The 20,153-nt window shown below is 53.1% G+C and carries 18 protein-coding genes and 1 riboswitch; of the genes, 2 read left to right on the forward strand and 16 right to left on the reverse strand.

Annotated elements, in window-relative coordinates; genetic code table 11:
* Window positions 1-6 precede the first annotated feature (6 nt).
* The 9 genes from QWY20_RS07870 to upp all read right to left on the reverse strand — a co-directional run bounded on the left by QWY20_RS07870 (window position 7) and on the right by upp (window position 10,859).
* Entirely contained in the window at window positions 7-2,610 is a 2,604-nt protein-coding gene (locus tag QWY20_RS07870; RefSeq protein WP_330128466.1) for a YdbH domain-containing protein, read from the reverse strand.
* A gap of 152 nt (window positions 2,611-2,762) precedes the next feature.
* Window positions 2,763-3,869, reverse strand: coding sequence for an META domain-containing protein (locus QWY20_RS07875; RefSeq protein WP_330128467.1), 1,107 nt, complete (start codon window positions 3,867-3,869; stop codon window positions 2,763-2,765).
* Window positions 3,870-3,916: 47 nt separating this feature from the next.
* Window positions 3,917-4,801: an alpha/beta fold hydrolase gene (locus tag QWY20_RS07880; protein ID WP_330128506.1), complete on the reverse strand. Its 885-nt coding sequence runs from the start codon at window positions 4,799-4,801 to the stop codon at window positions 3,917-3,919.
* Window positions 4,802-4,871: 70 nt separating this feature from the next.
* The gene (locus tag QWY20_RS07885) at window positions 4,872-5,369 is read right to left on the reverse strand and encodes a hypothetical protein (protein ID WP_330128468.1); all 498 of its coding nucleotides are present in this window, start codon (window positions 5,367-5,369) and stop codon (window positions 4,872-4,874) included.
* 158 nt (window positions 5,370-5,527) lie between these two features.
* Window positions 5,528-6,655: an ABC transporter permease gene (locus QWY20_RS07890; RefSeq protein WP_330128469.1), complete on the reverse strand. Its 1,128-nt coding sequence runs from the start codon at window positions 6,653-6,655 to the stop codon at window positions 5,528-5,530.
* Entirely contained in the window at window positions 6,655-7,824 is a 1,170-nt protein-coding gene (locus tag QWY20_RS07895) for an ABC transporter permease (RefSeq protein ID WP_330128470.1), read from the reverse strand. Before QWY20_RS07895 ends, QWY20_RS07890 begins: the two co-directional genes overlap by 1 nt.
* Window positions 7,824-8,804, reverse strand: a complete 981-nt coding sequence (locus QWY20_RS07900; RefSeq protein WP_330128471.1) for an HlyD family secretion protein — start codon at window positions 8,802-8,804, stop codon at window positions 7,824-7,826. The genes QWY20_RS07895 and QWY20_RS07900 overlap by 1 nt, the downstream gene beginning before the upstream one ends.
* 9 nt (window positions 8,805-8,813) lie before the next feature.
* Window positions 8,814-10,154 carry a TolC family protein gene (locus QWY20_RS07905; RefSeq protein WP_330128472.1) on the reverse strand — a complete coding sequence of 447 codons (1,341 nt, stop codon included), beginning with the start codon at window positions 10,152-10,154 and terminating at the stop codon, window positions 8,814-8,816.
* Between the two features lie 78 nt (window positions 10,155-10,232).
* The gene (upp, locus tag QWY20_RS07910; protein ID WP_330128473.1) at window positions 10,233-10,859 is read right to left on the reverse strand and encodes a uracil phosphoribosyltransferase; all 627 of its coding nucleotides are present in this window, start codon (window positions 10,857-10,859) and stop codon (window positions 10,233-10,235) included.
* Between the two features lie 147 nt (window positions 10,860-11,006).
* Here upp and QWY20_RS07915 point away from each other — a divergent pair, with 147 nt between their 5' ends.
* Window positions 11,007-11,441, forward strand: coding sequence for a DUF2059 domain-containing protein (locus tag QWY20_RS07915; RefSeq protein WP_330128474.1), 435 nt, complete (start codon window positions 11,007-11,009; stop codon window positions 11,439-11,441).
* A 104-nt stretch (window positions 11,442-11,545) separates the two neighbouring features.
* Here QWY20_RS07915 and QWY20_RS07920 read toward each other — a convergent pair whose 3' ends face one another.
* The 7 genes from QWY20_RS07920 to thiC all read right to left on the reverse strand — a co-directional run bounded on the left by QWY20_RS07920 (window position 11,546) and on the right by thiC (window position 19,488).
* The gene (locus QWY20_RS07920) at window positions 11,546-13,069 is read right to left on the reverse strand and encodes an ATP-binding protein (RefSeq protein WP_330128475.1); all 1,524 of its coding nucleotides are present in this window, start codon (window positions 13,067-13,069) and stop codon (window positions 11,546-11,548) included.
* The gene (locus tag QWY20_RS07925; RefSeq protein ID WP_330128476.1) at window positions 13,066-13,881 is read right to left on the reverse strand and encodes an alpha/beta fold hydrolase; all 816 of its coding nucleotides are present in this window, start codon (window positions 13,879-13,881) and stop codon (window positions 13,066-13,068) included. The genes QWY20_RS07920 and QWY20_RS07925 overlap by 4 nt, the downstream gene beginning before the upstream one ends.
* A gap of 187 nt (window positions 13,882-14,068) precedes the next feature.
* Window positions 14,069-15,199 (reverse strand): 2-iminoacetate synthase ThiH, encoded by a 1,131-nt coding sequence (thiH, locus tag QWY20_RS07930; protein ID WP_330128477.1) that lies wholly within the window; start codon window positions 15,197-15,199, stop codon window positions 14,069-14,071.
* Complete coding sequence (locus QWY20_RS07935; protein WP_330128478.1) at window positions 15,196-15,963, reverse strand: thiazole synthase; 768 nt, start codon at window positions 15,961-15,963, stop codon at window positions 15,196-15,198. Before QWY20_RS07935 ends, thiH begins: the two co-directional genes overlap by 4 nt.
* A gap of 1 nt (window position 15,964) precedes the next feature.
* Complete coding sequence (gene thiS / locus QWY20_RS07940) at window positions 15,965-16,165, reverse strand: sulfur carrier protein ThiS (protein WP_330128479.1); 201 nt, start codon at window positions 16,163-16,165, stop codon at window positions 15,965-15,967.
* Window positions 16,149-17,681, reverse strand: a complete 1,533-nt coding sequence (gene thiE, locus QWY20_RS07945; protein ID WP_330128480.1) for a thiamine phosphate synthase — start codon at window positions 17,679-17,681, stop codon at window positions 16,149-16,151. The genes thiS and thiE overlap by 17 nt, the downstream gene beginning before the upstream one ends.
* The gene (gene thiC / locus QWY20_RS07950; protein ID WP_330128481.1) at window positions 17,668-19,488 is read right to left on the reverse strand and encodes a phosphomethylpyrimidine synthase ThiC; all 1,821 of its coding nucleotides are present in this window, start codon (window positions 19,486-19,488) and stop codon (window positions 17,668-17,670) included. Before thiC ends, thiE begins: the two co-directional genes overlap by 14 nt.
* A gap of 128 nt (window positions 19,489-19,616) precedes the next feature.
* A riboswitch (TPP riboswitch) is annotated at window positions 19,617-19,737 on the reverse strand.
* Window positions 19,738-19,869: 132 nt separating this feature from the next.
* Here thiC and QWY20_RS07955 point away from each other — a divergent pair.
* Window positions 19,870-20,115: a DUF4282 domain-containing protein gene (locus QWY20_RS07955; RefSeq protein ID WP_330128482.1), complete on the forward strand. Its 246-nt coding sequence runs from the start codon at window positions 19,870-19,872 to the stop codon at window positions 20,113-20,115.
* Window positions 20,116-20,153: the final 38 nt, after the last annotated feature.

Consider the following 20,153-nt stretch of genomic DNA (forward strand, 5'->3'; position numbering starts at 1 on the left):
TCCTCCTTAAGGCTGGCGCGGTTGTTGTAACCGCTCACGAACCCGTTTTTGAATCACTTCGTTGAGTTGATTGGTTAATTGCAAGCTGGTGATCAACGCCGGAATGTTTTCTTCCAACGTAATATTGAGGTGCACGGGCCTGCCGCCCTCCATCGCCGGATTGCGGCCCTCCAGCCGCAGTGCCAGTGTCAGATGCCCATCTGTGCTGTAACTGACGTCGCTGCTAAGCACAGAGTAGTGGAAGTCATCCAGTGCAGCAACGATCGTTTTCATGCCCGGGTTGCTGGCTGCCATCCCCTGAGCCTGTGGTGAGCGGTAACTCAGCCTGCCGCCGGGCTCTTCCGCCTGCAAGCGGCCTCTGGCAACTTCAATGCCCTGAGCTGAAAGAAGCAATGGGATCCGACCGTTGATCAAACCCTGACCAGTTAGATCCGAGGTTGGGTGCTGGGTAAGCAACTGCTGCAAGTCCAGTTGATGAATGTGCAGAGGCAGTTCCCAGGCTTGCTGGGCCAGATCCAGCGTCATTGGCGGCAGCTTAACCCGGCCATTGAACAGCACCAGCTCATTGTCAAACAACTCAAGGGTACCGGAGGCAGGCGCAGTCAGCGTAGCCTGATAGGTGGCCGCTAATTGCAGCGGGCCACCGACCACGCCTTGTTCGAATTGCTGCAGCGTTAGGCGTGGGATTTCGAGCAGCAGTTGTTCAGCCTCCATAGTTAGCTGCAGTTGGCTGCTCAGCCCACGAAAAGTGGTGGTGTCATAAAAGCCAGCCAGATCCAGCAATTCGGTGCTGCTGGTAAGCTTCAGCCTGTCATCAGGCTGGCTGATGATAAGCTCGCCCTGATGTTTGATACGGCCGCGCTGTAAGGTAAGCAGTTCTGGCCAATCGGTCAGCGTTGTGGCCAGGGTGTTGCCGGCCAACAGAAAAACATCAGCCAGTTGCCAGTTGAATGCCAGTTGTTCAGGACCTGCCTGCACAGTTGTTTGAAACTCCAGGCCCGATGAGGCGGCAAGTTCACCTTCGGCTGCAAATTGCCAGTCTGAGCTGCTGTTGGCATCCAGGCGTCCTTGCCACTGCCAGTCCAGTGGTTTGACGGCAGGGTGTAGCAGTTGTGTGGCATGGACCGATGCTTTCGCCATGAAGCCTTGTTCAGTGTGAGCTGGTTTTTGCTGAATGTCGGGCGCCGGGCCAGACGATTGGCCTGACGATGAGAATCGCAGCTCATCCAGCTCCAGGCTCATACGCGCTAAACTAAGCTCCAGTGCCGGGTTTTGCACTATGGCCTGCAGCTGCAGAGGCTTGGTACTTACCAGTTCCATGGACTGAGCACTTAGCATGCCGCTCAGGCTGCTGCTGAGTTGCCAGTCGCTTAGCTGCCAGTCGCCGGAGCTAAGTTCAGGCTGTGTCAGCTGCAGTTCCAGCTGCTCAATAACCGCCTGCTGCGCTGGCAGATCCAATTGAAAGCCAGCTCTGAGTTGTTGCTTGCGATCTGCGGAGGAGACCAGAAACTGCAAGGGGAGTGCAGCCAGGCTGAACGCTTCATTGTGTTGACTGCTCAGGCTCCAATACAGGGGCTCAGCTTTAAAGCCAAGTGCTGTCAGTGGTTCTGGCAACTGCAGTTCAGTCAGGGTACCACCAGCCGCTAAACGAAATGGGGCCAGTTGCCCTTGCTCAAATTCGGCGTTAGCTTCCAGCTCAGCGGTGATCAGCCCGAATTCGGGCAGATACAGCGGGCTTGGGCTGCTAAGTTGCAGTTGCATGCGGCCAGTGAGCTGTTGCCAGGGCTGGCTACTGATTTGCGTTGGAACCAGCAACTGCCATTGACTGTTGGCAGTCACTTGCTGCTGGAATTGCTGCAGCCAGGTTTCAGGCAGTACTAGCTGCCACTGCCTGAGTTCTGTCAGCAACCAGGCTGGTGGCGGCTGCAACTCGAGAGCCATATCCCCCTGCCAGTGAGCCTGCGTGGTATCGGATTGGTCTGCTTGCAGGCTGCTTAGTAACTGCAGCTGAAGTAAGTCGGTGACTTGCAGTTGCAAACGGATGTCAGGCCATTGCTGTTGCAGCTGATAATCCAGTTGCAGGGTCAACTGGCTGTCGGGTTGATGTTGCGGTGCCAGTTGTCCATAGGCACTCAGTTGGTCACTGAGCTTTAGTTTCAGACTGCCCTGATAGTGGCAGCGTTGTTCACCACAAGGCAAGTCCAGCAGCAATTGGTCTATCGTGTTGTAGGCTGGCAGCCAGTCAGGTAAGTGCCATTCGGTAGGAAGTTGCATCGCCGGGCTAGCTTCAGACTCAGCGGTGACAGGTAGTTGCTCCAGCCGGACGGCCAGTTGCTCCAAACTCAACTGGTTCAGCTGTGGTCGCCAGTTTTGCCAGTGCCAGCCTAGGGTTAGTTGCTTGAATTCGACCCGGAGCGGGCTGTTATCGAGCAGATACTCAAAACTCAGATGCTGCAAGTGCAACTGGCGAAAACCCCACTGACTGATTTGGTAATCGAGCTGTTGTACCGGCAGCTGACGCAGCTGATGTTGCAGCCACAAAAAGACTGCCAGCAGCACAGCAAGCAGCAAGGTCAGGCTTAGGCTGAAAATACGAAAAAATCGACGCATAATGGCCCAATCATCAAGAGTTTAAAGCAGCCGAGAGTTTAAAACAGGATAGTGCTTTGCAACTGAACGAGCAATGAATTCTGTGATTTAGTGTCTCTTAGCAAAACGCCGGCAAAAATTGCCGGCGTTTTATTTGCTGAACATTGGATGGCTTAATTGGCCGCGGGCACCAGCTGCATAATGACCTGGTTGTCTTTAAATAACTGCAACGCATGGCCATTCACTTCCGCTCGGTCAGCACTTTGCAAGCGCTCAGTGAAGTCACTTTCGATGCGGCTGCTTTCTTCACAGAATTTGCGGGTCATCGCCAGTGCGTTGATTTGCAGGGTATTAGCACGTTGGCGGTAGTTGGCATGAAAGTTATTGCAACCGGAAAAGCCATACAGGGTATTGTTGTCACGGAACAGCACCCGAACATTCAATTGTTGCGGCACGTACTGATCGGCAATTTTCTCTGCCCGCCAAACCACACCCTGCACCGAGCTGGGCGCATGGCGCTGCGGACAGCTGGCACCCGGCCAGAACTGTTCAAACTGATCGATAAAGAGTGTGTTGCTGTCGCTGCCGTTGCCAAGCCGGCCAGTTAGGGTGGCAATCACCGCTTGGCCATTTAGCTGTGGATCCTGCCGGTAATTACGCAACATCGGCATATGATGCTGGGTCATTGCGACCTGGAAGCGCTCGCCCGAGTCGCACTGAGTAAAACTGGCACTGTCACCGTTCACCTGATACAGGCCCAGCATCGGGCGGCGGGTATCAATGGATTGCAACCGGCTGGCGCGATCCAGATGGTAGTTCAGGCTGGAAACAATAGGCTTACCCGCCATATCCAGCATGGTCAACCGGTGATTGCTGACAAACTGAAAGGTAGGCAGGGTGTGTTGCTGGTTCATCAGGTGTAGGGTGCGTTGCTCGAGCAGCCAGGTGCCTTTAACCAATAATATATCGTTGCGCTCCAGGTATTCCTGGCGAATTTCAAAACGACCATCGCGGTACAGGTTCAGATGAAAGGCAATACCAGGACAATCTGCACAGGGCAGGGTACCAATAAAACTCATGTCCTGATCGATGAAAATCATCTCAAAATCGGTAGCCAGTGCCTGGGTCACATCGCTGTCAGCCACTTCTTCCACCACCAGGGTTTCGACCGGCACCATGGTGGCTGGTAAGCGCTCGCTGCGGCTGATCTCAGGCTTGGTAGTACAGGCAGCAACCAGCAGACTGGTTAGCGCACAAAGGGCAATACGTGTTTTCATCATGACTCGGACATGCTCCCATTGAACAGATGCGGACCATTATACCTGTTTCAGACGTTTCGGATCGAGGTAAGTTTCGATTGAATCGCATTGGCTGCTATTTCAGGCGCTTCCTGCATAAAGCAGTGACCACCCGGCAGTTGTTGCAATTCGATGGCTGGGTTAAGCCGCTGCCACTTTTGCAAAGCTTTTGCGACAAAGGGATAGCTGTTGTCACCATAGAGCACCAGGGTCGGGGCGCAGGGGTTGGCTAGCTGGCGCCATAAGTCACGTGGGAAAGAGCCAAAAATTTCCGCTTCCCGTTCTGGCTGGCATTTTAAACTGACGCCCTGGTCGCTGGGTTTGAGCGCATGCTCAATGTAGGCCGCTAACGCTTCAGGCTGCCAGTCACGGAACAGAGCGCGTTGCTGCAGGTAGTGGCGGGCACTGTCTTTGTCTGGCCAATGCTGGCGACGCTTTAGGGCGGCTCGGGCATAAGGGTTGCGTTTATAGAGCCTTACCATGCTCAACGCTTTCATGCTGGCCAGCATGCTGGGGGTAAAGAGTACCGGTTCCAGCAGGATCACCTGGTGAAAGAGCTCAGGGTGACTGGCATTGTTCAGTGCTGTTAGCACGCCACCAAAGCTGTGGCCAAGAGCGATATGGGGTACCCCCGGATAGAGGTGGCGATGTGCCAGCCAGGCCTGACGAGCCAATTCTGCGCTTTCGTTCCAGCCGATAAAAGCACCGCCATGATCACTGTCGCCATGGCCCTGGGCATCGGATAAAAACAAGTCATAGTCTGTGGCCAGTTGCTGCAGCATTGGCTGATACATCCGGCTGCAAAAACCATTGCCATGCAATACATGCAGCACTGGTTTGCCACGCGGAGCGCTGTGATAGCCCCGCAGGGTAAAGCCATAGTGGGTATGAAAAGACCAGGGGAGAAGTTCCACCAGCATTGTCCCTGTTGCACATAAGATGTGCGGCAAGATGCCAGTTTTCGCATCCTGCCGCAAGTCAGATTCAGACTTTTTCCTTATTGGCGGTTTGCTCTGCTGTGCGTTTCGCCGCGACTTCGAACAACCGGCTTTGCTCCTGTTCGAGAGCTTCAATCTGAGCATGATCGGCATCGGTCAGCTCATCTTTGGCCAGGATTTCCTCTATTTTTTCTTGCAGTGCTTCGTATTTTTCCCGGTCAAAGCCAACCCGGGAGTCGGTCATGGCCTGCATCATCCGGCTCAGGTAATCGACCTCTAAGGGGGCTTCCTCGGCAATTCTGCCATCCGGTCTGTAGGTCAGGCTTAAGCTGTCCGCTTGTTTGGCTGGTTGGCTAAGGGTCACCCGGTCGGGCTCTGGTATCGGCGTTGGCAGCAAATCCGGCACTGGCTGGGGTTGGATATCTGGCTTTATACCGTTCTCTGGTTGCTTGATGGGCAATGGCTGGACATTGGCTTTGCCTTCGAGCAGGCGTTGTTTCAGCGTCTGGTATTCACGACTATCGATGTTGGGGGGGATCAGCATGCTGATGGCTCCTCATGGTATTACTGCAATGGAAAGATGACTGCATGTAAACCAGAGGTTATGCAAAGGCTGCGCCATGCTTGACGCTACTTTATAGCAAAGGGATACTGAGAGCTGCAAAGCAACCAGCAGCTATCTAGCGGCAATAGGCTGCCGCTTTAAGGCTTGAGTTTGCCGCTGCTGCGATAAAGCCAAAGCCCGCAGCTCACCAAAGCAATGGTCAGGCCGCCTAGTGCCATGACTTCAGGCAGAATATCCCCCAAGCTGGCACCAAGCTGGTTAATGCCAACAAAACCATGAATACCAGCAGTGGAAGGCAGCAGCCAACGCAGATAATACAGGGCAGTTGGCAGGGCCTCTGCCGGCCAGCTGTAGCCGGAGATAAACAACATCGGTACAGCGCTGACCAGCAGCAGTTGCAGGCCCCGTTCGCGGCTTTGAAACAACCGTCCAAGCAGCAGAGCGAAAGCCGCGATGCATAACGAGAACAGCAGACAAAATACAATTAAATGCAGTAAGGCACCCAACTGGGCGTACTGCTGCAACCGCAAAGCCACCAGGAAAAAATACAGCGAGTTCAACAACCCAATACTGCTGAAGGTGAGCAGCATACCGCTGTATGCGCGCCAGCCAGTGGGGAGCTGTTTCAGTTCGGCTTGGCGCCCCAGCAGCAAGGTAACCCCTATCAACAGTGTCTGCTGGATCACCAGCACCATTACTGCGGGCACAATCGAGTGGCCATAACCACCGTTCGGATTAAACAGAGCGCGACTATGCAATTGCAGGGGTTGCAGGCTATCCATGGCTTGCGTTGGAGCAAAGCCTGAACTTTGCAACTTATGCAAACCGATGCCGGCGCCCATGGTCATGGCAGCTTCACTGGCATTCATCAGTGCTTTGCTGCCAGCCAGCAAATAGCCGCCATGGCTGGCTACCTGCACCTGAGCCGTGCGGCCTGCCAGAATTTCCTGATGAAATCCAGGTGGGATAATAATCAACGCCATCACGTCACCCTGCCAGAGTGCCGATTGGATAGTGGCAGGATCATTGCTGATCTGCCGAAGCTCCAGATTTGGCGCCGCCAGCAATAAACGCTGCAGTGTGCGGGAGGAGGCACTCTGATCCTGATCAACCAGGATGGCTGGTACCGCCTCGACCTGCTCATAGTGGTAAGGCAAAGGGTAGAAAAAAGAGTAAATCAGTCCGGCAACGAACAACAACAAGATGGCCCCTTTGTCCTGAAATATCAGTTGCCAGGTACGCTGACTATGCTGCCAGATACTCATCAACGTGCTCCCCAGTTTTCTGGTTTAAAGCCAGAGCGCTTGAGTAACACCAAGCCGGCGATGCTGGCGAATACCAGCATGGATAGCAGGATAAGCCAGGGGGTTTTTACCGCCATAACAGGGGCTGCAGCTAACCATTGTTGATTGTAGATCTTTAACCAGTGCGTCAGCGGCAAGATACTGGCCCAGTACTGAGCCAGCTCCGGCATAGCCACCAGCGGAAAGGCTTGCCCAGAGTAGGCAAAAGCCGGGGCGCTGTAAAAGCCTGCCAGGCTGAGCGCCATCCGAAAGTTGCGGGTAAGGGCAACCAGTAGAACCCCTACGGCCATAGCCGCTGCATTCATTAACACAAAACTCAGCCAGATACCAAGGGGCGAGCCGGTATAGCTATGTGGCACCAGCTGCTGGAAAAACCAAACATAACCAGCACCATACAGGCAAAGTATCGACCAATAAGGCAGCAGCTTGCTGCACAGCGCCAGCACTACCGAACCGTTGGCCGTATCCAGCCAATCCTGAGCAGTGCCGTCTCTCAGCTCCCGGCCGATAGCCGACACCGTCAGCACCATCGCAAGAATTTGAAATAAAGCCGGGATCAGGGTTGCAGCTAAAAAGACCTCGTAATTAGGGCCTTCATTGTACAAAGGGGTTGCCAGCACCTGCACTGGCATGACGGTGGCAACACTGGCGTCGGTAAAAACACCAAGTCGCTGCAGACGTTCAGCACTGATGGCGGCCCCTGCGGTGCCTATCGCTTGCTGGATGCCTCGTTGCAGGGTCGAAGCATAGGTGGTGTATTGGCTATTTAGTTGTAACACCAGCTCGGCAGACTGGCCTTGATACACGGTATTCTGCAGGTCCTTGGGCAGGATCAGCAGGCCATAGACTTTTCGTTTACGCAGAGCATCGACTGCGATGCTGCTGTCGTCGGCGCTTAGTGTCACAGCCACACCTGGAGCGGCATCCACCAAACGGATGAGCTGACGAGACAAAGGGCTGCGATCCTGATCCAAGACTGCAATGGGCAACTGCTCCGGCTGTCCGGCAGAAAAAATCCACCAGACAAACAGGCACAGTGCCGGTAGCAACCAAAAGGTTAAAACATGATCGCCTTTGTCCTGTTGCAGGTGAGTAAGCTCCCGCCGCAGGCTACGTCGAAAAACCGACATCAGTCCTCCAGCGCCAGAATCACGGTCATACCTGCCCGTAGCTGAGGTAGTGATTGCTCTGTCTGGACTGGCCGTGCTTCCAGTTGGAAGGTTTTCAAATCGTAACCGGGGGTGCCGCGAACCTGCTTCCAACTGGCAAAAGATGGCAGCGCATTGAGCTTGCTCACCCGAAAGCGCAGAGTTTGACGCAGTGCCGGTACCCTGGCATCAAAGGTAGTGCCGGGCACCAGTGCATTCAGTTTGTCTTCGCGAATGTTAAACACCACCCAGACATCGGTTGGATCAACCAGCGTGATGATCGGGTATCCAGCCGGGGCCAGTTCGCCTGGCTGAATCACAATGCTGGCCACTTCACCAGCCACAGGGGCTAACATCCTGGTTTCCTGCCGATAGGCTTCCACTTCCGCCACGGCCGCGGCAGCACGGCGGTTTTGTGCCTGCACTGCCCGTAGTTGTTCTTCCCGGGCACCGGACGCGGCCATGGTGTAGCGTGCTTCAGCTGCATTGGCCTGATCGAGACTGGCCTGCCACTTTGCCTGGGTTTCTTCCAGTTGCTGCTGCGATACCAGGCCTTCTGCATGCAGGTTGCGCATCCGGTTTAAGGTGGACTGGTACAGGTTTTGTTGCACCATAGCGCGCTGCCAGTCGAGCCGCGCCATTTCAATTTCTTCACTGCGCAGGCCGGCCTCCGCCTCATCCTGCAAGGCTTGGGTAGCCGCTTCCGCTGCTTCTGCTTGCGCCAGCTTGGCAGTCAGCTCCGGACTATCCAGCTCAAACAATAACTGACCGGCTTCTACCCGCTCACCTTCTTCTACATGCAACCGGAGGATACGCCCGGGGATTTTACTGGCCAGACGGATTTCACGAACTTCTACATTGCCATGCAACAGTTCTGGCTGTGGTTTGGGCCAAATCCACCAGAATAAAACCAGCAGCAAGCAAAGCGCAGCAATGGCAACGACAATTTTTTTGATGGGCATAAGGCTTCCTCAGAAAGCAGGGCAGCTTTGTTGCTGCATTAAGGTTGGCAGCCAGCTTGTTATCCGCTCTGGCTGACCACTTAGCTGGGTTAACTGCGCCAGGGCGCTGCTGTATTGAAAAGCGGCTTGCAGGGCCTGCACCTCAGCCGCGGCTTGTTTGAGACGGGCATCCGTTACGTCCAGCGAGGTGGTCATCCCTTGCTCAAAGGCATGTTGTTGCAGCCTGGCATGTTCTCGGGCCAGCTGCAGATCCTGCTGCAGCAGTTCAAATTGCTCCAGATGCAGCAGCACAGTACGATAACTGCTTTCCACCGCCAGTTGTATATCGGCATCGGCCTGCTGATGGCTATAAGCCAACTGCTGTTGGCGGCTATGCACCACATTGGCGCTGGCTCGCCGATCGACTGGTGTGGTGAAGTGATAGCGCATGCCGATGCCAATACTCCAGTCCGGCTCAGTCAAGGGTGTGGCAGAGCGGTTTACATCATAACTAGCGACCAGAAACATTTCTGGCAGCCGCTTGCCTTGCTCAATACGCAGTTGTTGTTTTAATTGCTGATCTTTAGCCAGCAATTGTTGAAATACAGGATTATGCCGTTTAGCCTGGCTGACAAACCAGTCTACAGGCTTGGTGAGTGGTACCGGCTGAGGCAAAGGCGTGCTCAGGCAGCCGAGCTCATTCAGTTGCAGCAGGTTTTGCAGTGCTGCCCGTACATCACTCAGTTGACGTTGGGCCATGACTGCTTCACGCCTGGCTTCGGCATGAGCAACCTCTGCCTGCATCCGGTTCAGTCGGGTAATCAGGCCTTCTTGTTCAAAACGCTTGGCTTTATGGACATGAGCCTCCAAGGTTTGCAGCGCTTGCTGCCTTACCTGTACCACTTGCTGCATCATCTGGCTGGAAAAGTACAAGTCAAACAAGCGTTTTAGCTGCGACAGCTGCAGCTGCCGTTGCTCTGCTTCGGCTTCGGTAACTCTGGCACCTGCCTGTTGCCGGGCCGCGTCGGTGCGACCACCGGTGTACAGAGGCCATAACAGGTTCAGTTGTGAGCGAATGCCGCTGCGAAATACGTCCAGTTCAGCGGGCTGGTTGATGACGGGTATGTCAAAAGTTACTTCTTTTTCATAAGCAATGCCAGCAACGGTAATACTTAATTGAGGCAGGTCCAGGCTATTAAGAGCACGTTGTTGTGCTTGCCAGGCATCGACATCGGCTTGCTGTGCCTGCATCATAGGGTTCGATGCCAGGCGTTTTTCGGCATCTGCCAGGCTCAGCGGCATCGCGTTTAGACTTACAGGCAGCAGCAATAAGATACTGGACCAACGGGTTAAAGAAGAGCGCAGTTGCATGAATGCCTCTTTAGAGTAAAAGCTCTATTTATTCTAGGTCAGTTGCCTGCCCACTGCAACCGTTCACAGCAAGCGGTTCTATTTTGTACCAAATAGCTTATCGCCCGCATCCCCCAAACCAGGCAGAATATAGCCCTGCTCATTCAGTTTTTCATCAATGGCGGCGGTAAAAAGCTCAATATCCGGATGGGCTGTCGAAAGCGCAGCTATACCCTCCGGCGCTGCAACCAGTACCAGTGCCTTGATGTGTTTACAGCCATGCTGTTTTAACAGATCAATGGTCGCGATCATTGAACCACCGGTGGCCAGCATTAGATCAACGATAATCGCCAACCGCTGCTCAATATCGGGTGCCAGTTTCTGGAAGTAGGGGACAGGCTGCAGGCTGTCTTCGTCGCGGTAGATGCCAACCACACTGATACGGGCGCTGGGTAAGTGCTCGAGTACGCCATCCATCATGCCTAAACCCGCACGCAAAATAGGCACCACCGTAACTTTTTTGCCTTGAATTTGCCGGACTGGGATGGTGCCACACCATCCTTCAATACTGGTTTCCTCCAGCGGTAAATCGGTGGTGGCTTCGTAGGTCAGTAAGCTGCCTATTTCCCTGGCCAGCTCGCGAAACTGTTTGGTACTGATATCGGCTGCGCGCAGCAAGCCCATTTTGTGTTGGATCAGCGGGTGTTTCACTTCAACCAGCTTCATGCTATCTCCCTCTGTTTTCAATATAATTTTTAGCTTAGCACCGCATGGTAGTGTTCTACCTGGCAACTTTGGCAAAGTTGTGCGGATTGCTTTAGCGCCATCTTTACGTTAGTTTAACCAATCTTTAGAAGGATAGACGAGAATCGTATGTTAAAAAAATCTTTGTTACTGGCTGCATTGCTTTGTTGTGCTCCTTTAAAAGCGGAACCTGTGTATCAACTGCTGGATGTGATGGGCGGCAAAGAGCAGATGTCGCAAATGCAGGAGCAGATGGTGCAGATGATGGCAGGCTCCAATCCGGTACTGGCACAGTATGAGGGAGTATTGGTGGAGTGGACCCGGACCTACATGACCTGGGAGCAAATGCGCGAGCCGATGGCAGCCATTTATAAAAAACACTTTACCAATGAAGAGTTATCGGAGTTGGTGGAGTTTTACCAGAGCCCGGTTGGCGCGAAAAGCATCAACCTGATGCCACAATTATTTGCCGAAGGTGCCCAAATCGGCATGGAGCTGGCGCAACGGCATCAACCAGAGCTGTTGCAAATGCTGCAGGCAGCTGGGCTGGACCTGGGTAATTGATGGTTTAGCTTAAGACCTGTTGATTATTGTGGTGCATCATTCATCCAACTGGCATTGATCGCACAGAGATCCAGCTGGCTAGATCTGGAGCCAGCTGAGATGTTTTAATTCGGGTCACTGCTCAAGCAATTTGGATTCTTTGGTGTTTGAACAGGTAGAGTAAACCAGAAAATACTGCCATGATTGTGAGGCTGATAGCCTATTTCGCCCCCCAATGCTTCGGTTAGTTGTTTGCAAATTGCCAGGCCCAAGCCGCTGCCTTCGTACTCACGATTAGCTGAATTATTTTGTTGCCGAAACTTACTGAATAATAGAGGAATAAAATCTTCTGCTATGCCCGGTCCACAATCAATAATACTTACTTTGACGCTTGCAGGCTGTGCTTCCAGAGTGATCCTCACGATACTTTTGGCAGGTGAAAACTTTTTGGCATTACTTAGTAAGTTATTCAGGATTTGAAACAAACGCGCTTTATCCACTACCACATCAATGTCTGGTATATCAGTTAACAACTCAATCCGGATATGTTTATCGGCTAAATAAAACTGATGTTCATTGATTGCCTGTCGTAACAACGGCATTAGCTTTACCGTTTGCAACTGCAAATGAATCTGGCCTGTTTCAAGGTTTGAAAAATCGAGGATGTCATTAATCAATGCCTGTAATCGCTCTCCATTTTTTAGCATAATTACGGACATCTTTTGTGCTTGAGCCGACAATACCGATTTTTTATCATTCATCAAGAGTTTTAATGCGCCCTGCATTGCTGTTAAAGGTGTTCGCAGTTCATGGCTTACCGTAGCCACGAAGTTATCCTGCAGCATCTGGTACTGCTTACGTTTTTGAATATCAGTAATAATAAGGATGTAACTCAGTTCAGCATCTGCCGATATATGCTCTACTTTTCTCAGTTGCACTTGCACATCCAGCTGGGCGTCTGATTTTACACGTAGTTTGGTTTCAAAATCCTGAGCTATTTTCAAACGGTCTTCATCAGAGCCGTTGCCTGGAAAATTTTTTTCATCCGTTGCAAAAATATCTCTCAAAGCTAAAGGTATATCTAACCAAGCTTCAATTGGTTGATGAATCAATACGTGCTGGTTTGTTTGAAACATTGTTTCGGCACCAACGTTTGCAAAGACAATACTGCCATCAGCTCCCAAAGCCAGAATAGCTACATCTTTTACCCCGTCCAGAACAGTTTGTAACACTTGCCTCTCTGTTTCAGCTTTTACAGCAAAGGCATGCATTTGCTGACGGCTCTTTACTAGTTGTTGTTCAAATTCGGCACGATGTTTTGCAGGGAATAAGACCCAGCGTCGACATGGCTGCCCCTCAAAGCTGCCTAAGCTGGCGTTGACCAACATCGGGAGTACGGTTTTATTTTTCCCCAGAAAATCCAGGTATAATTCATTGATCACAGTATCTTTTAGCAACATCGGCAATACATGCGTTAATAGAAAAATCTGTGCCGATCGAGGTAATAATTGCTCAAGCTTTAAAAGAGATTCAGTCTCCGTGATGCCTTGAATAGCCTGCGCTGCTTGATTAGCAAACAGAAGTTCATTTTGCAGGTTAGTGATAAGTACTGCACATGGTAATTGATTTAGTCCATCTATCTCGCTCACGGAATAAATTCCGTCGTCAAAAAGCGCTCGATTGCTTCGATAACTAAACTTGGATGGCTCATATGCGCGGCATGTCCTGAAACATCGAGGAGCTGGAATTGGCTATTTGAGATTTGTTGCTGCACAAATTTGCCAACCACGATGCTCGCCAAAGCATCAACTTTGTGTTGCAGGATCAACGTGGGCACTTGCAACCGGGCAAAATCTGCTCTGTTATCTGCAAAAAAAGTGGCCTCTGCAAACTGTCTGGTAATAACGGGATCAGTGGAACAAAAACTCTCGGATAGTTGGCCGGTAATGGTGGGATCTGCTTCAGCACCAGCCACCACTGGCGCTAGATAACTGGCCCATCCTAAATAATTTTGGTCCATTAAACTGAGCAACCCTTCCAGATCCTGACGTTCAAAACCGCCTTTATAATCAGGTGGCATATTCAGAAAACAGGGTGAGGGGCCTAACATCACCATTGCTTTAAACAAGCCCGGCCGTTGATTGGCAGCGAGGACACCTATGCTGCAACTTACCGAGTGACCAATAAAAATTACATCCTGCGTTAAATTCAGGGCATCGCAAATATCCAGTACATCCTGAGCATAACCATCTAAAGTGGCATAGCGGGAAAAGCGATAAGCGCTGATATCAGACTGGCCACTACCAACATAGTCAAACAAGATTTGTTTACTGCGGTGTTCAAATGCCGGTGTTACTTGGTGCCACATAGCCTGACTACAGCCGAAACCATGGGCATAGATAATCGTGGGGTGTTCAACGGAACCACTCAGCTGCACATTATTTCGCTTCAAAATATCCATGATCTGCTCCTGATATGCTGCATGGGATATCTAAATCTTCAGAGGAAAATTTGAATTTAGCTGACCACTGAAAATACATAATTTTTCAAATAATCTTAGCAGTTCAGGTCGCTACTTTGTAAAAAATCAATAAATCAACTCAATGAAAGCTTATGGGCGGCTGTCATTTGGATCCTTTGCGATGTAATCATGGGAAAAACTGACGCCCCAAGTAAGGCTCCCAGTCTTTTAATACTGGCGCTAGCCCCAGTTGTTGTAAGCGTTGTTGGTAGACTTTGGGGCTGCGGTTGTCGTCAATGCTAAATTGCTCCAGTGCTTCAGGATCCACTGCATAACCACCGGGGCGGGTGCTGGAGCCGGCACTGCTGCTGGTGATGGCGATGGGCACCAGTTGATCGCGCAGCTCGGCCCGCTCGCGGGTGGATAAACTGATCTCCAGGCTGGGCGACAGCAACCGAAAGGCGCAGACCAGCTGCACCAGATGTTTATCACTAAGCGGGTGGGGCACCTCGATGCCACCGCTGCATGGTCGGATCCTGGGGACCGACAGTGAATAACGGCTTTGCCAGTACAGCTGCTGCAGGTACAGTAAGTGCATCGCCAAAAAAGTGGCATCGGTGCGCCAGTCGGACAGACCAAACAGCACTCCAAGCCCAATTTTATCAAGGCCGGCTTTACCCAGCCGGTCCGGGCAATCCAGCCGCCACTCTATATCGGCCTTTTGACCTTTCAGGTGATAACGTTGATAAGCAGCTTGCTGATAGGTTTCCTGATACACCATCACTGCATCGACTCCCAGCTGGCGCAGTTCACGGTAGTCGGCTTCAGGCAAGGGCTGCACTTCCAGCATCAGGCTACTAAAATAGCGCCGGACCACAGGCAATACCTGCCGGAAGTAGGGCATGCCCACTTTGCGCTCGTGTTCGCCGGTGACTATCAGTACCTGATCAATCCCTAACTTGCGCAGTGCCTGGCACTCTATCTCAACTTCTTCTGCAGTAAGCACCCGGCGTTTTACTTTTTGGCTCATGGAAAAGCCGCAGTAACTGCATTCATTGGCACAGAGGTTGGATAAATACAATGGTGCAAACAGTTGCTGGGTGCAGCCAAAACGTTGTCGTGTCAGTTGCTGGGCTTTGGCTGCCATTGCCGGCAGCAGGGGTTCGGCCGCGGGCGATAGCAATGCCTGAAAGTCGTGCAGGCTAAGCCGGGCTTTGTTGAGTGCCTGTTTAGCCTGTGCCAGTGTGTAGCTGCGGCTTTGAAGCAGCTGGTGCTCCCAGCTTTGCTGCTGCCAAAGCTCAAAGAAGCCGGCCGTCATAAGGTCTCCAAAAAGCGGGTCAGCGGGCTGGATGCCTGCGCCTGGGTACAAGCGACTGCCAGACCGCTTTGCCTGGCATGGACACCGGCCTGACAAGCCAGTCGAAAGCTGGTTGCCATCGCCACGGGATCAGCCGCACTGGCAATGGCGGTATTGACCAGCACGGCACTGGCACCCAGCTCCAATGCCTGACAGGCATGGGATGGTGCGCCCAGCCCGGCATCAATAATGACCGGCACGCCGGCCTGCTCAATAATAATTTCCAGCATCGCCTGTGTCTGCAAGCCCTGATTGGAGCCAATTGGCGCACCCAATGGCATCACGGCAGCGCAGCCTGCCTCTTCTAACCGTTTGCAGAGTACCGGATCGGCCGGGCAGTAGGGCAATACCACAAAACCGCGCTTTACCAGTTCCTGAGCAGCTTGCAGGGTCTCAATCGGATCCGGCAGCAAATAGCGCGGATCCGGGTGAATTTCCAGTTTCAGCCAGTGGGTACCAAGTGCTTCCCGTGCCAGTTCGGCAGCAAAGATAGCCTCGCTGGCGTTTTTAGCGCCAGAGGTATTGGGCAGTAGCCGAACGCCGAGCTGTTGCAGGGGCGCCAGGATATCATCGGTTTGATGCTGCAGATCCAGCCGTTTCATTGCCAAAGTGACCAGTTCAGTCCCTGATGCCTTGACTGCTGCTATCAATTGCCCGGCACTGGCAAACTTGCCGGTTCCCAGCAGCAAAGCACTGTCTAATTGCACGCCATCCAGGGTAAGCATCTTAGCCTCCGGTTACGATTTGAAAAGCGGCCACCTGATCCTCAGGCGCAAGAAAGGTGCTGGCCCATGCTCCTTTGGCAATAACGGTGTGATTCACCGCCAGTGCCAGCCCATTAGGGTTCAGTGCCAGTTGCTCCACCAGCTGCAGTAAGCTGCAAGGCTCAGCAACCTGTTTTGGTTGCTGATTAACGGTGATATGCATAATGCTGCTCCCATAACTGTTTAAAGTGGCGCAGGCTGGCGGCGGGCTGCTCTGCTTTGGTAATGGCGCTGACCATGGCTACGCCATGCACCTTGCAGGCACAGACTTTGGCAAAGCTGTGCTGATCAATACCGCCAATAGCCACCGTTGGAGTGCCATCGCACAAAGGGACAGATAAAGCCAGCTTGCGCAGACCTTGTGGCTGGGATGGCATCTGTTTGGTTTGGGTTGGAAAGACATGGCCCAAAGCGACATAGGACGGGCGCAATTGCAAGGCGCTGGCCAGCTCAAAAGGGCCATGGCTGGATATGCCCAGCCGAAGCCCGGCATGCTGAATTGCTGCCAAGTCTGCCTGGGCAACATCTTGCTGGCCTAAATGCACACCGTATGCACCATGCTCAATGGCCAGTTGCCAGTGATCATTGATAAAGAGCCGTACCTGAAATTTGCGGCACAGCGCGACAGCTTCAGCAATTTCAGCGCTTATTTCTGCGGCACTGCCGAGCTTGATCCTCAGTTGGATGCAGCCCGGCTGCTCCGGTAGCAACTGTTGCAGCAGCTCGATGGAGTCCACCACCGGATAGATACCAAGCGGTTGGCTGATACCGGCAAAAGGCTCTGCCGGTGCTTTTGGCCAGTTGGCACGGGTAACTCGTGGCAGGTCACTTTGCCTGCTGGGCCAGCCTGGCTTCGCCAGGGTACCGGGGCCTGCGCCGGTGGCATAGCCTTGCTCCAGTGCCGCCTGTAAATACGCCCGGGCCAACACCAGCGCATCATCCAGCGGGTAACCATGCGCCAAGACAGCAGCCAGGGCACTGGCCAGGGTGCAGCCGGTACCGTGTTGATGTGGCGTATGCAGCCGTTTGCTGCTAAAAGAACTGACATCACTATGCTGGTAAAGCAGGTCTGTTACTTCTGATGACTGGCTGGCATGGCCGCCTTTCACCAGTACAGACGAAGCCCCCAGTGCTTGCAGCAGTGCGACCTGCTCATTGATGCTGTGATGAGGCCGGCCACTGAGCAAGCCCAGTTCCGGTAGATTGGGGGTTAACACATCAATCATTGGTAGCAAGGCCCGCCAGGCATCCAGCAGGGGCTCATTGTGCCAGTGTTGACCTGCACTGCTGCCAAGCACTGGATCGGCCACCACCAGTACCGGGTGCTGTTGTTTGTACTGCTGCAGCCAGTCGGCCAGCTGCCAAATCATTTCAGCTGTTGGCAGCAAACCTATTTTAATCGTCCGCGCTGGTAAGTCACTGTTCAAGGCGTCCAGCTGAGCCTGTAACATTTTATTTGAAACCGGCTCCAGCGCCTGCACAGCAAGCGAGTTCTGCGCTGTAATGGCGGTGATAGCGGTGCAGGCATGACAGCCAAGATCCTGCAAAGTCAGCACATCGGCCTGGATGCCTGCGCCACCCCCGGAGTCTGAGGCAGCAATGCTCCAGACCAGGGGTTTAGCCGGCTGCAGTGCTGCTGCCGGCTGAGGACGGGCTAACGAAGTATTAGCTGCTTGCATCGGCCAACTCCGTGGTGCTGCTTTGACTTGCGGACTCTTCTGCAATTTGTTGATTCAGTCGCATCGAGCAGAATTTAGGCCCACACATGGAGCAGAACTCTTCGCTGTCCGCCCCTTCGTGACCCAGCGTTTCATCGTGGTAGGCTTTGGCCGTGAAGGGATCCAGTGCCAGGTTGTATTGATCGACCCAGCGAAACTCATAGCGGGCCTTGGATAGGGCATTATCCCGCAGTTGCGCCGCCGGGTGGCCTTTGGCCAGGTCGGCGGCATGGGCAGCAATGGTGTAGGCAATCAAGCCTTGCTTGACGTCTTCCTTGTTCGGCAAGCCCAGATGCTCTTTGGGCGTGACGTAGCAGAGCATGGCGCAGCCATACCAGCCAATCATCGCAGCCCCGATGCCGGACGTGATATGGTCGTAGCCAGGGGCGATGTCGGTGGTCAGCGGCCCTAAGGTATAAAAAGGTGCCTCATGGCAGTGCTTGAGCTGCTCGGTCATGTTTTCTTCAATCAGCTGCATCGGCACATGGCCCGGGCCTTCAATCATCACCTGCACATCGTAGCGCCAGGCGATTTGGGTCAGCTCACCCAGGGTACGAAGCTCGGCAAACTGGGCTTCGTCGTTGGCATCGGCAATGCTGCCAGGGCGCAGGCCATCGCCAAGCGACAGCGAAATATCGTAGGCCGCACACAGCTGACAGATCTCTTCGAAATGCTCGTACAAAAAACTTTGCCGGTTAAAGATGCGGCACCACTGCGCCATGATGGCGCCACCGCGCGAGACGATACCAGTGACCCGGTTGGCGGTCAGGCCAACGTATTCTTTGAGCACACCGGCATGAATGGTGAAGTAATCCACTCCTTGCTCGGCCTGCTCCAGCAGGGTGTCTTTAAACACCTGCCAGCTCAGCTGACTGACATCGCCTTTGACTTTTTCCAGCGCCTGATAAATCGGTACTGTGCCAATCGGTACCGGGCTGTTGCGCAAAATCCAGTCGCGGGTTTGGTGAATACGCCGGCCGGTGGAGAGATCCATCACCGTATCGGCACCCCAACGGGTGGCCCAGACCAGCTTTTCAACTTCTTCTTCAATGCTGGAGGTGACCGAGGAATTGCCGATATTGGCGTTGACTTTCACTTTGAAGTTGCGGCCAATGATCATTGGCTCGGCTTCCGGGTGATTGATGTTGGCCGGAATAATGGCCCTGCCTGCAGCGACTTCCTGCCGCACAAACTCCGCAGTTATCACCTTGGGCGTGCGGGCGCCAAAACTGTTGCCGCTGTGCCGGCGCATGCCATCATCCTGTGCTTGTTCTGAGCGGCCCATGTTCTCGCGCAAGGCAATAAACTCCATCTCCGGCGTGATAATACCGGCTCTGGCGTAGTGCAACTGGGTCACTGTTTTGCCGGCTTTGGCGCGCAATGGCTGATGCGAAAATTCGGTGTGCCATTCATCCAGCGCAATTTCCTGGTAAGGCGGTACCGGAGAAGCTTCCACATCCGCGCGCTCTGTGATCCAATCCAGCCGGAGCTTAGGCAGTCCTTTCAATACATCCAGCTTTTGCTCAGGATCGCCATAAGGGCCGGAGCTGTCGTACACATTGAGCGGTGGGTTGTCGCTTAAGCTGCCATCTTTGTGTTTGGTCGGATGCAGTTGGATAGAACGGACCGGCACCTTGATATCCGGGCGTTCGCCCTGTAAATACCGCCGAACTGAGTTGGGAAAGGTTTCGCCCTGCAACTGACGAATATAAGCCTGGGCGCGGGCGCGTAATTCGCGCTTGGATACTGGGGTTGAATTCTCTGACATAGCAAGCTCCTTGGTTCCGATAACGGTTGAGGTTGCTTGTCTGGAGTGGGTGAACAAAGGCGGGGCAGTGGGCCGATAATTCCACAGCATGCACCTGGCGCAGCCGATGGGGTCCAAAACGACTGGACGAGGCGGCGCATCTTGTTCCCTTCGCAGGTATTAGCCTGAATCAGGTTCCACGGATCTCGCATCAGCGATCTCAGCTCTTTCGATTGCATGGCAATCGTCAGGGCACTCCGACAAGTGGTTGTTAGTATACGTAGAGCAAAAGTGAATGCAAGGGGCTTGCTTTTTATTCGTGTTGTCATAAGGTTAGTAAGTGCTTTTTGGGCAGTCTGCCATGAAGCCATACTGAAACAATAACAACAGAAGGAATTACGGATGAATCAGGTTTTATTCTTTGATTCGATGCTCACACCTAAAATTATCACCTTTGTTTATTGGCTGCTATTGGTTGGGGTTGTTCTGAGTGGCCTGGGGACTATGTTTACCACCAGCTTCTTTGCTGGTTTGGGTATTCTGATTTTTGGTGCCATCGGGGTACGGATTTGGTGTGAATTATTAATTGTACTGTTTAAAATTCACGAAAATCTGCGCAAACTGGCAGAGAAAGATCAACCGCTGTAATGGTCTGAGGCAGCGGGGTCAGACCTCGCTGCCATCTT

The sequence above is a fragment of the Alkalimonas cellulosilytica genome, assembly GCF_036325985.1.
Lineage (GTDB): Bacteria > Pseudomonadota > Gammaproteobacteria > Enterobacterales > Alteromonadaceae > Alkalimonas > Alkalimonas cellulosilytica.

Excerpts from the sequence above, each read along its gene's own strand:
- QWY20_RS07870 (WP_330128466.1), bottom strand. The coding sequence starts at position 2,610 with ATGCGTCGATTTTTTCGTATTTTCAGCCTAAGCCTGACCTTGCTGCTT.
- QWY20_RS07875 (WP_330128467.1), bottom strand. The coding sequence starts at position 3,869 with ATGATGAAAACACGTATTGCCCTTTGTGCGCTAACCAGTCTGCTGGTT.
- QWY20_RS07885 (WP_330128468.1), bottom strand. The coding sequence starts at position 5,369 with ATGCTGATCCCCCCCAACATCGATAGTCGTGAATACCAGACGCTGAAA.
- QWY20_RS07890 (WP_330128469.1), bottom strand. The coding sequence starts at position 6,655 with ATGAGTATCTGGCAGCATAGTCAGCGTACCTGGCAACTGATATTTCAG.
- QWY20_RS07895 (WP_330128470.1), bottom strand. The coding sequence starts at position 7,824 with ATGTCGGTTTTTCGACGTAGCCTGCGGCGGGAGCTTACTCACCTGCAA.
- QWY20_RS07900 (WP_330128471.1), bottom strand. The coding sequence starts at position 8,804 with ATGCCCATCAAAAAAATTGTCGTTGCCATTGCTGCGCTTTGCTTGCTG.
- QWY20_RS07905 (WP_330128472.1), bottom strand. The coding sequence starts at position 10,154 with ATGCAACTGCGCTCTTCTTTAACCCGTTGGTCCAGTATCTTATTGCTG.
- upp (WP_330128473.1), bottom strand. The coding sequence starts at position 10,859 with ATGAAGCTGGTTGAAGTGAAACACCCGCTGATCCAACACAAAATGGGC.
- QWY20_RS07915 (WP_330128474.1), top strand. The coding sequence starts at position 11,007 with ATGTTAAAAAAATCTTTGTTACTGGCTGCATTGCTTTGTTGTGCTCCT.
- QWY20_RS07925 (WP_330128476.1), bottom strand. The coding sequence starts at position 13,881 with ATGGATATTTTGAAGCGAAATAATGTGCAGCTGAGTGGTTCCGTTGAA.
- thiH (WP_330128477.1), bottom strand. The coding sequence starts at position 15,199 with ATGACGGCCGGCTTCTTTGAGCTTTGGCAGCAGCAAAGCTGGGAGCAC.
- QWY20_RS07935 (WP_330128478.1), bottom strand. The coding sequence starts at position 15,963 with ATGCTTACCCTGGATGGCGTGCAATTAGACAGTGCTTTGCTGCTGGGA.
- thiS (WP_330128479.1), bottom strand. The coding sequence starts at position 16,165 with ATGCATATCACCGTTAATCAGCAACCAAAACAGGTTGCTGAGCCTTGC.
- thiE (WP_330128480.1), bottom strand. The coding sequence starts at position 17,681 with ATGCAAGCAGCTAATACTTCGTTAGCCCGTCCTCAGCCGGCAGCAGCA.
- thiC (WP_330128481.1), bottom strand. The coding sequence starts at position 19,488 with ATGTCAGAGAATTCAACCCCAGTATCCAAGCGCGAATTACGCGCCCGC.
- QWY20_RS07955 (WP_330128482.1), top strand. The coding sequence starts at position 19,870 with ATGAATCAGGTTTTATTCTTTGATTCGATGCTCACACCTAAAATTATC.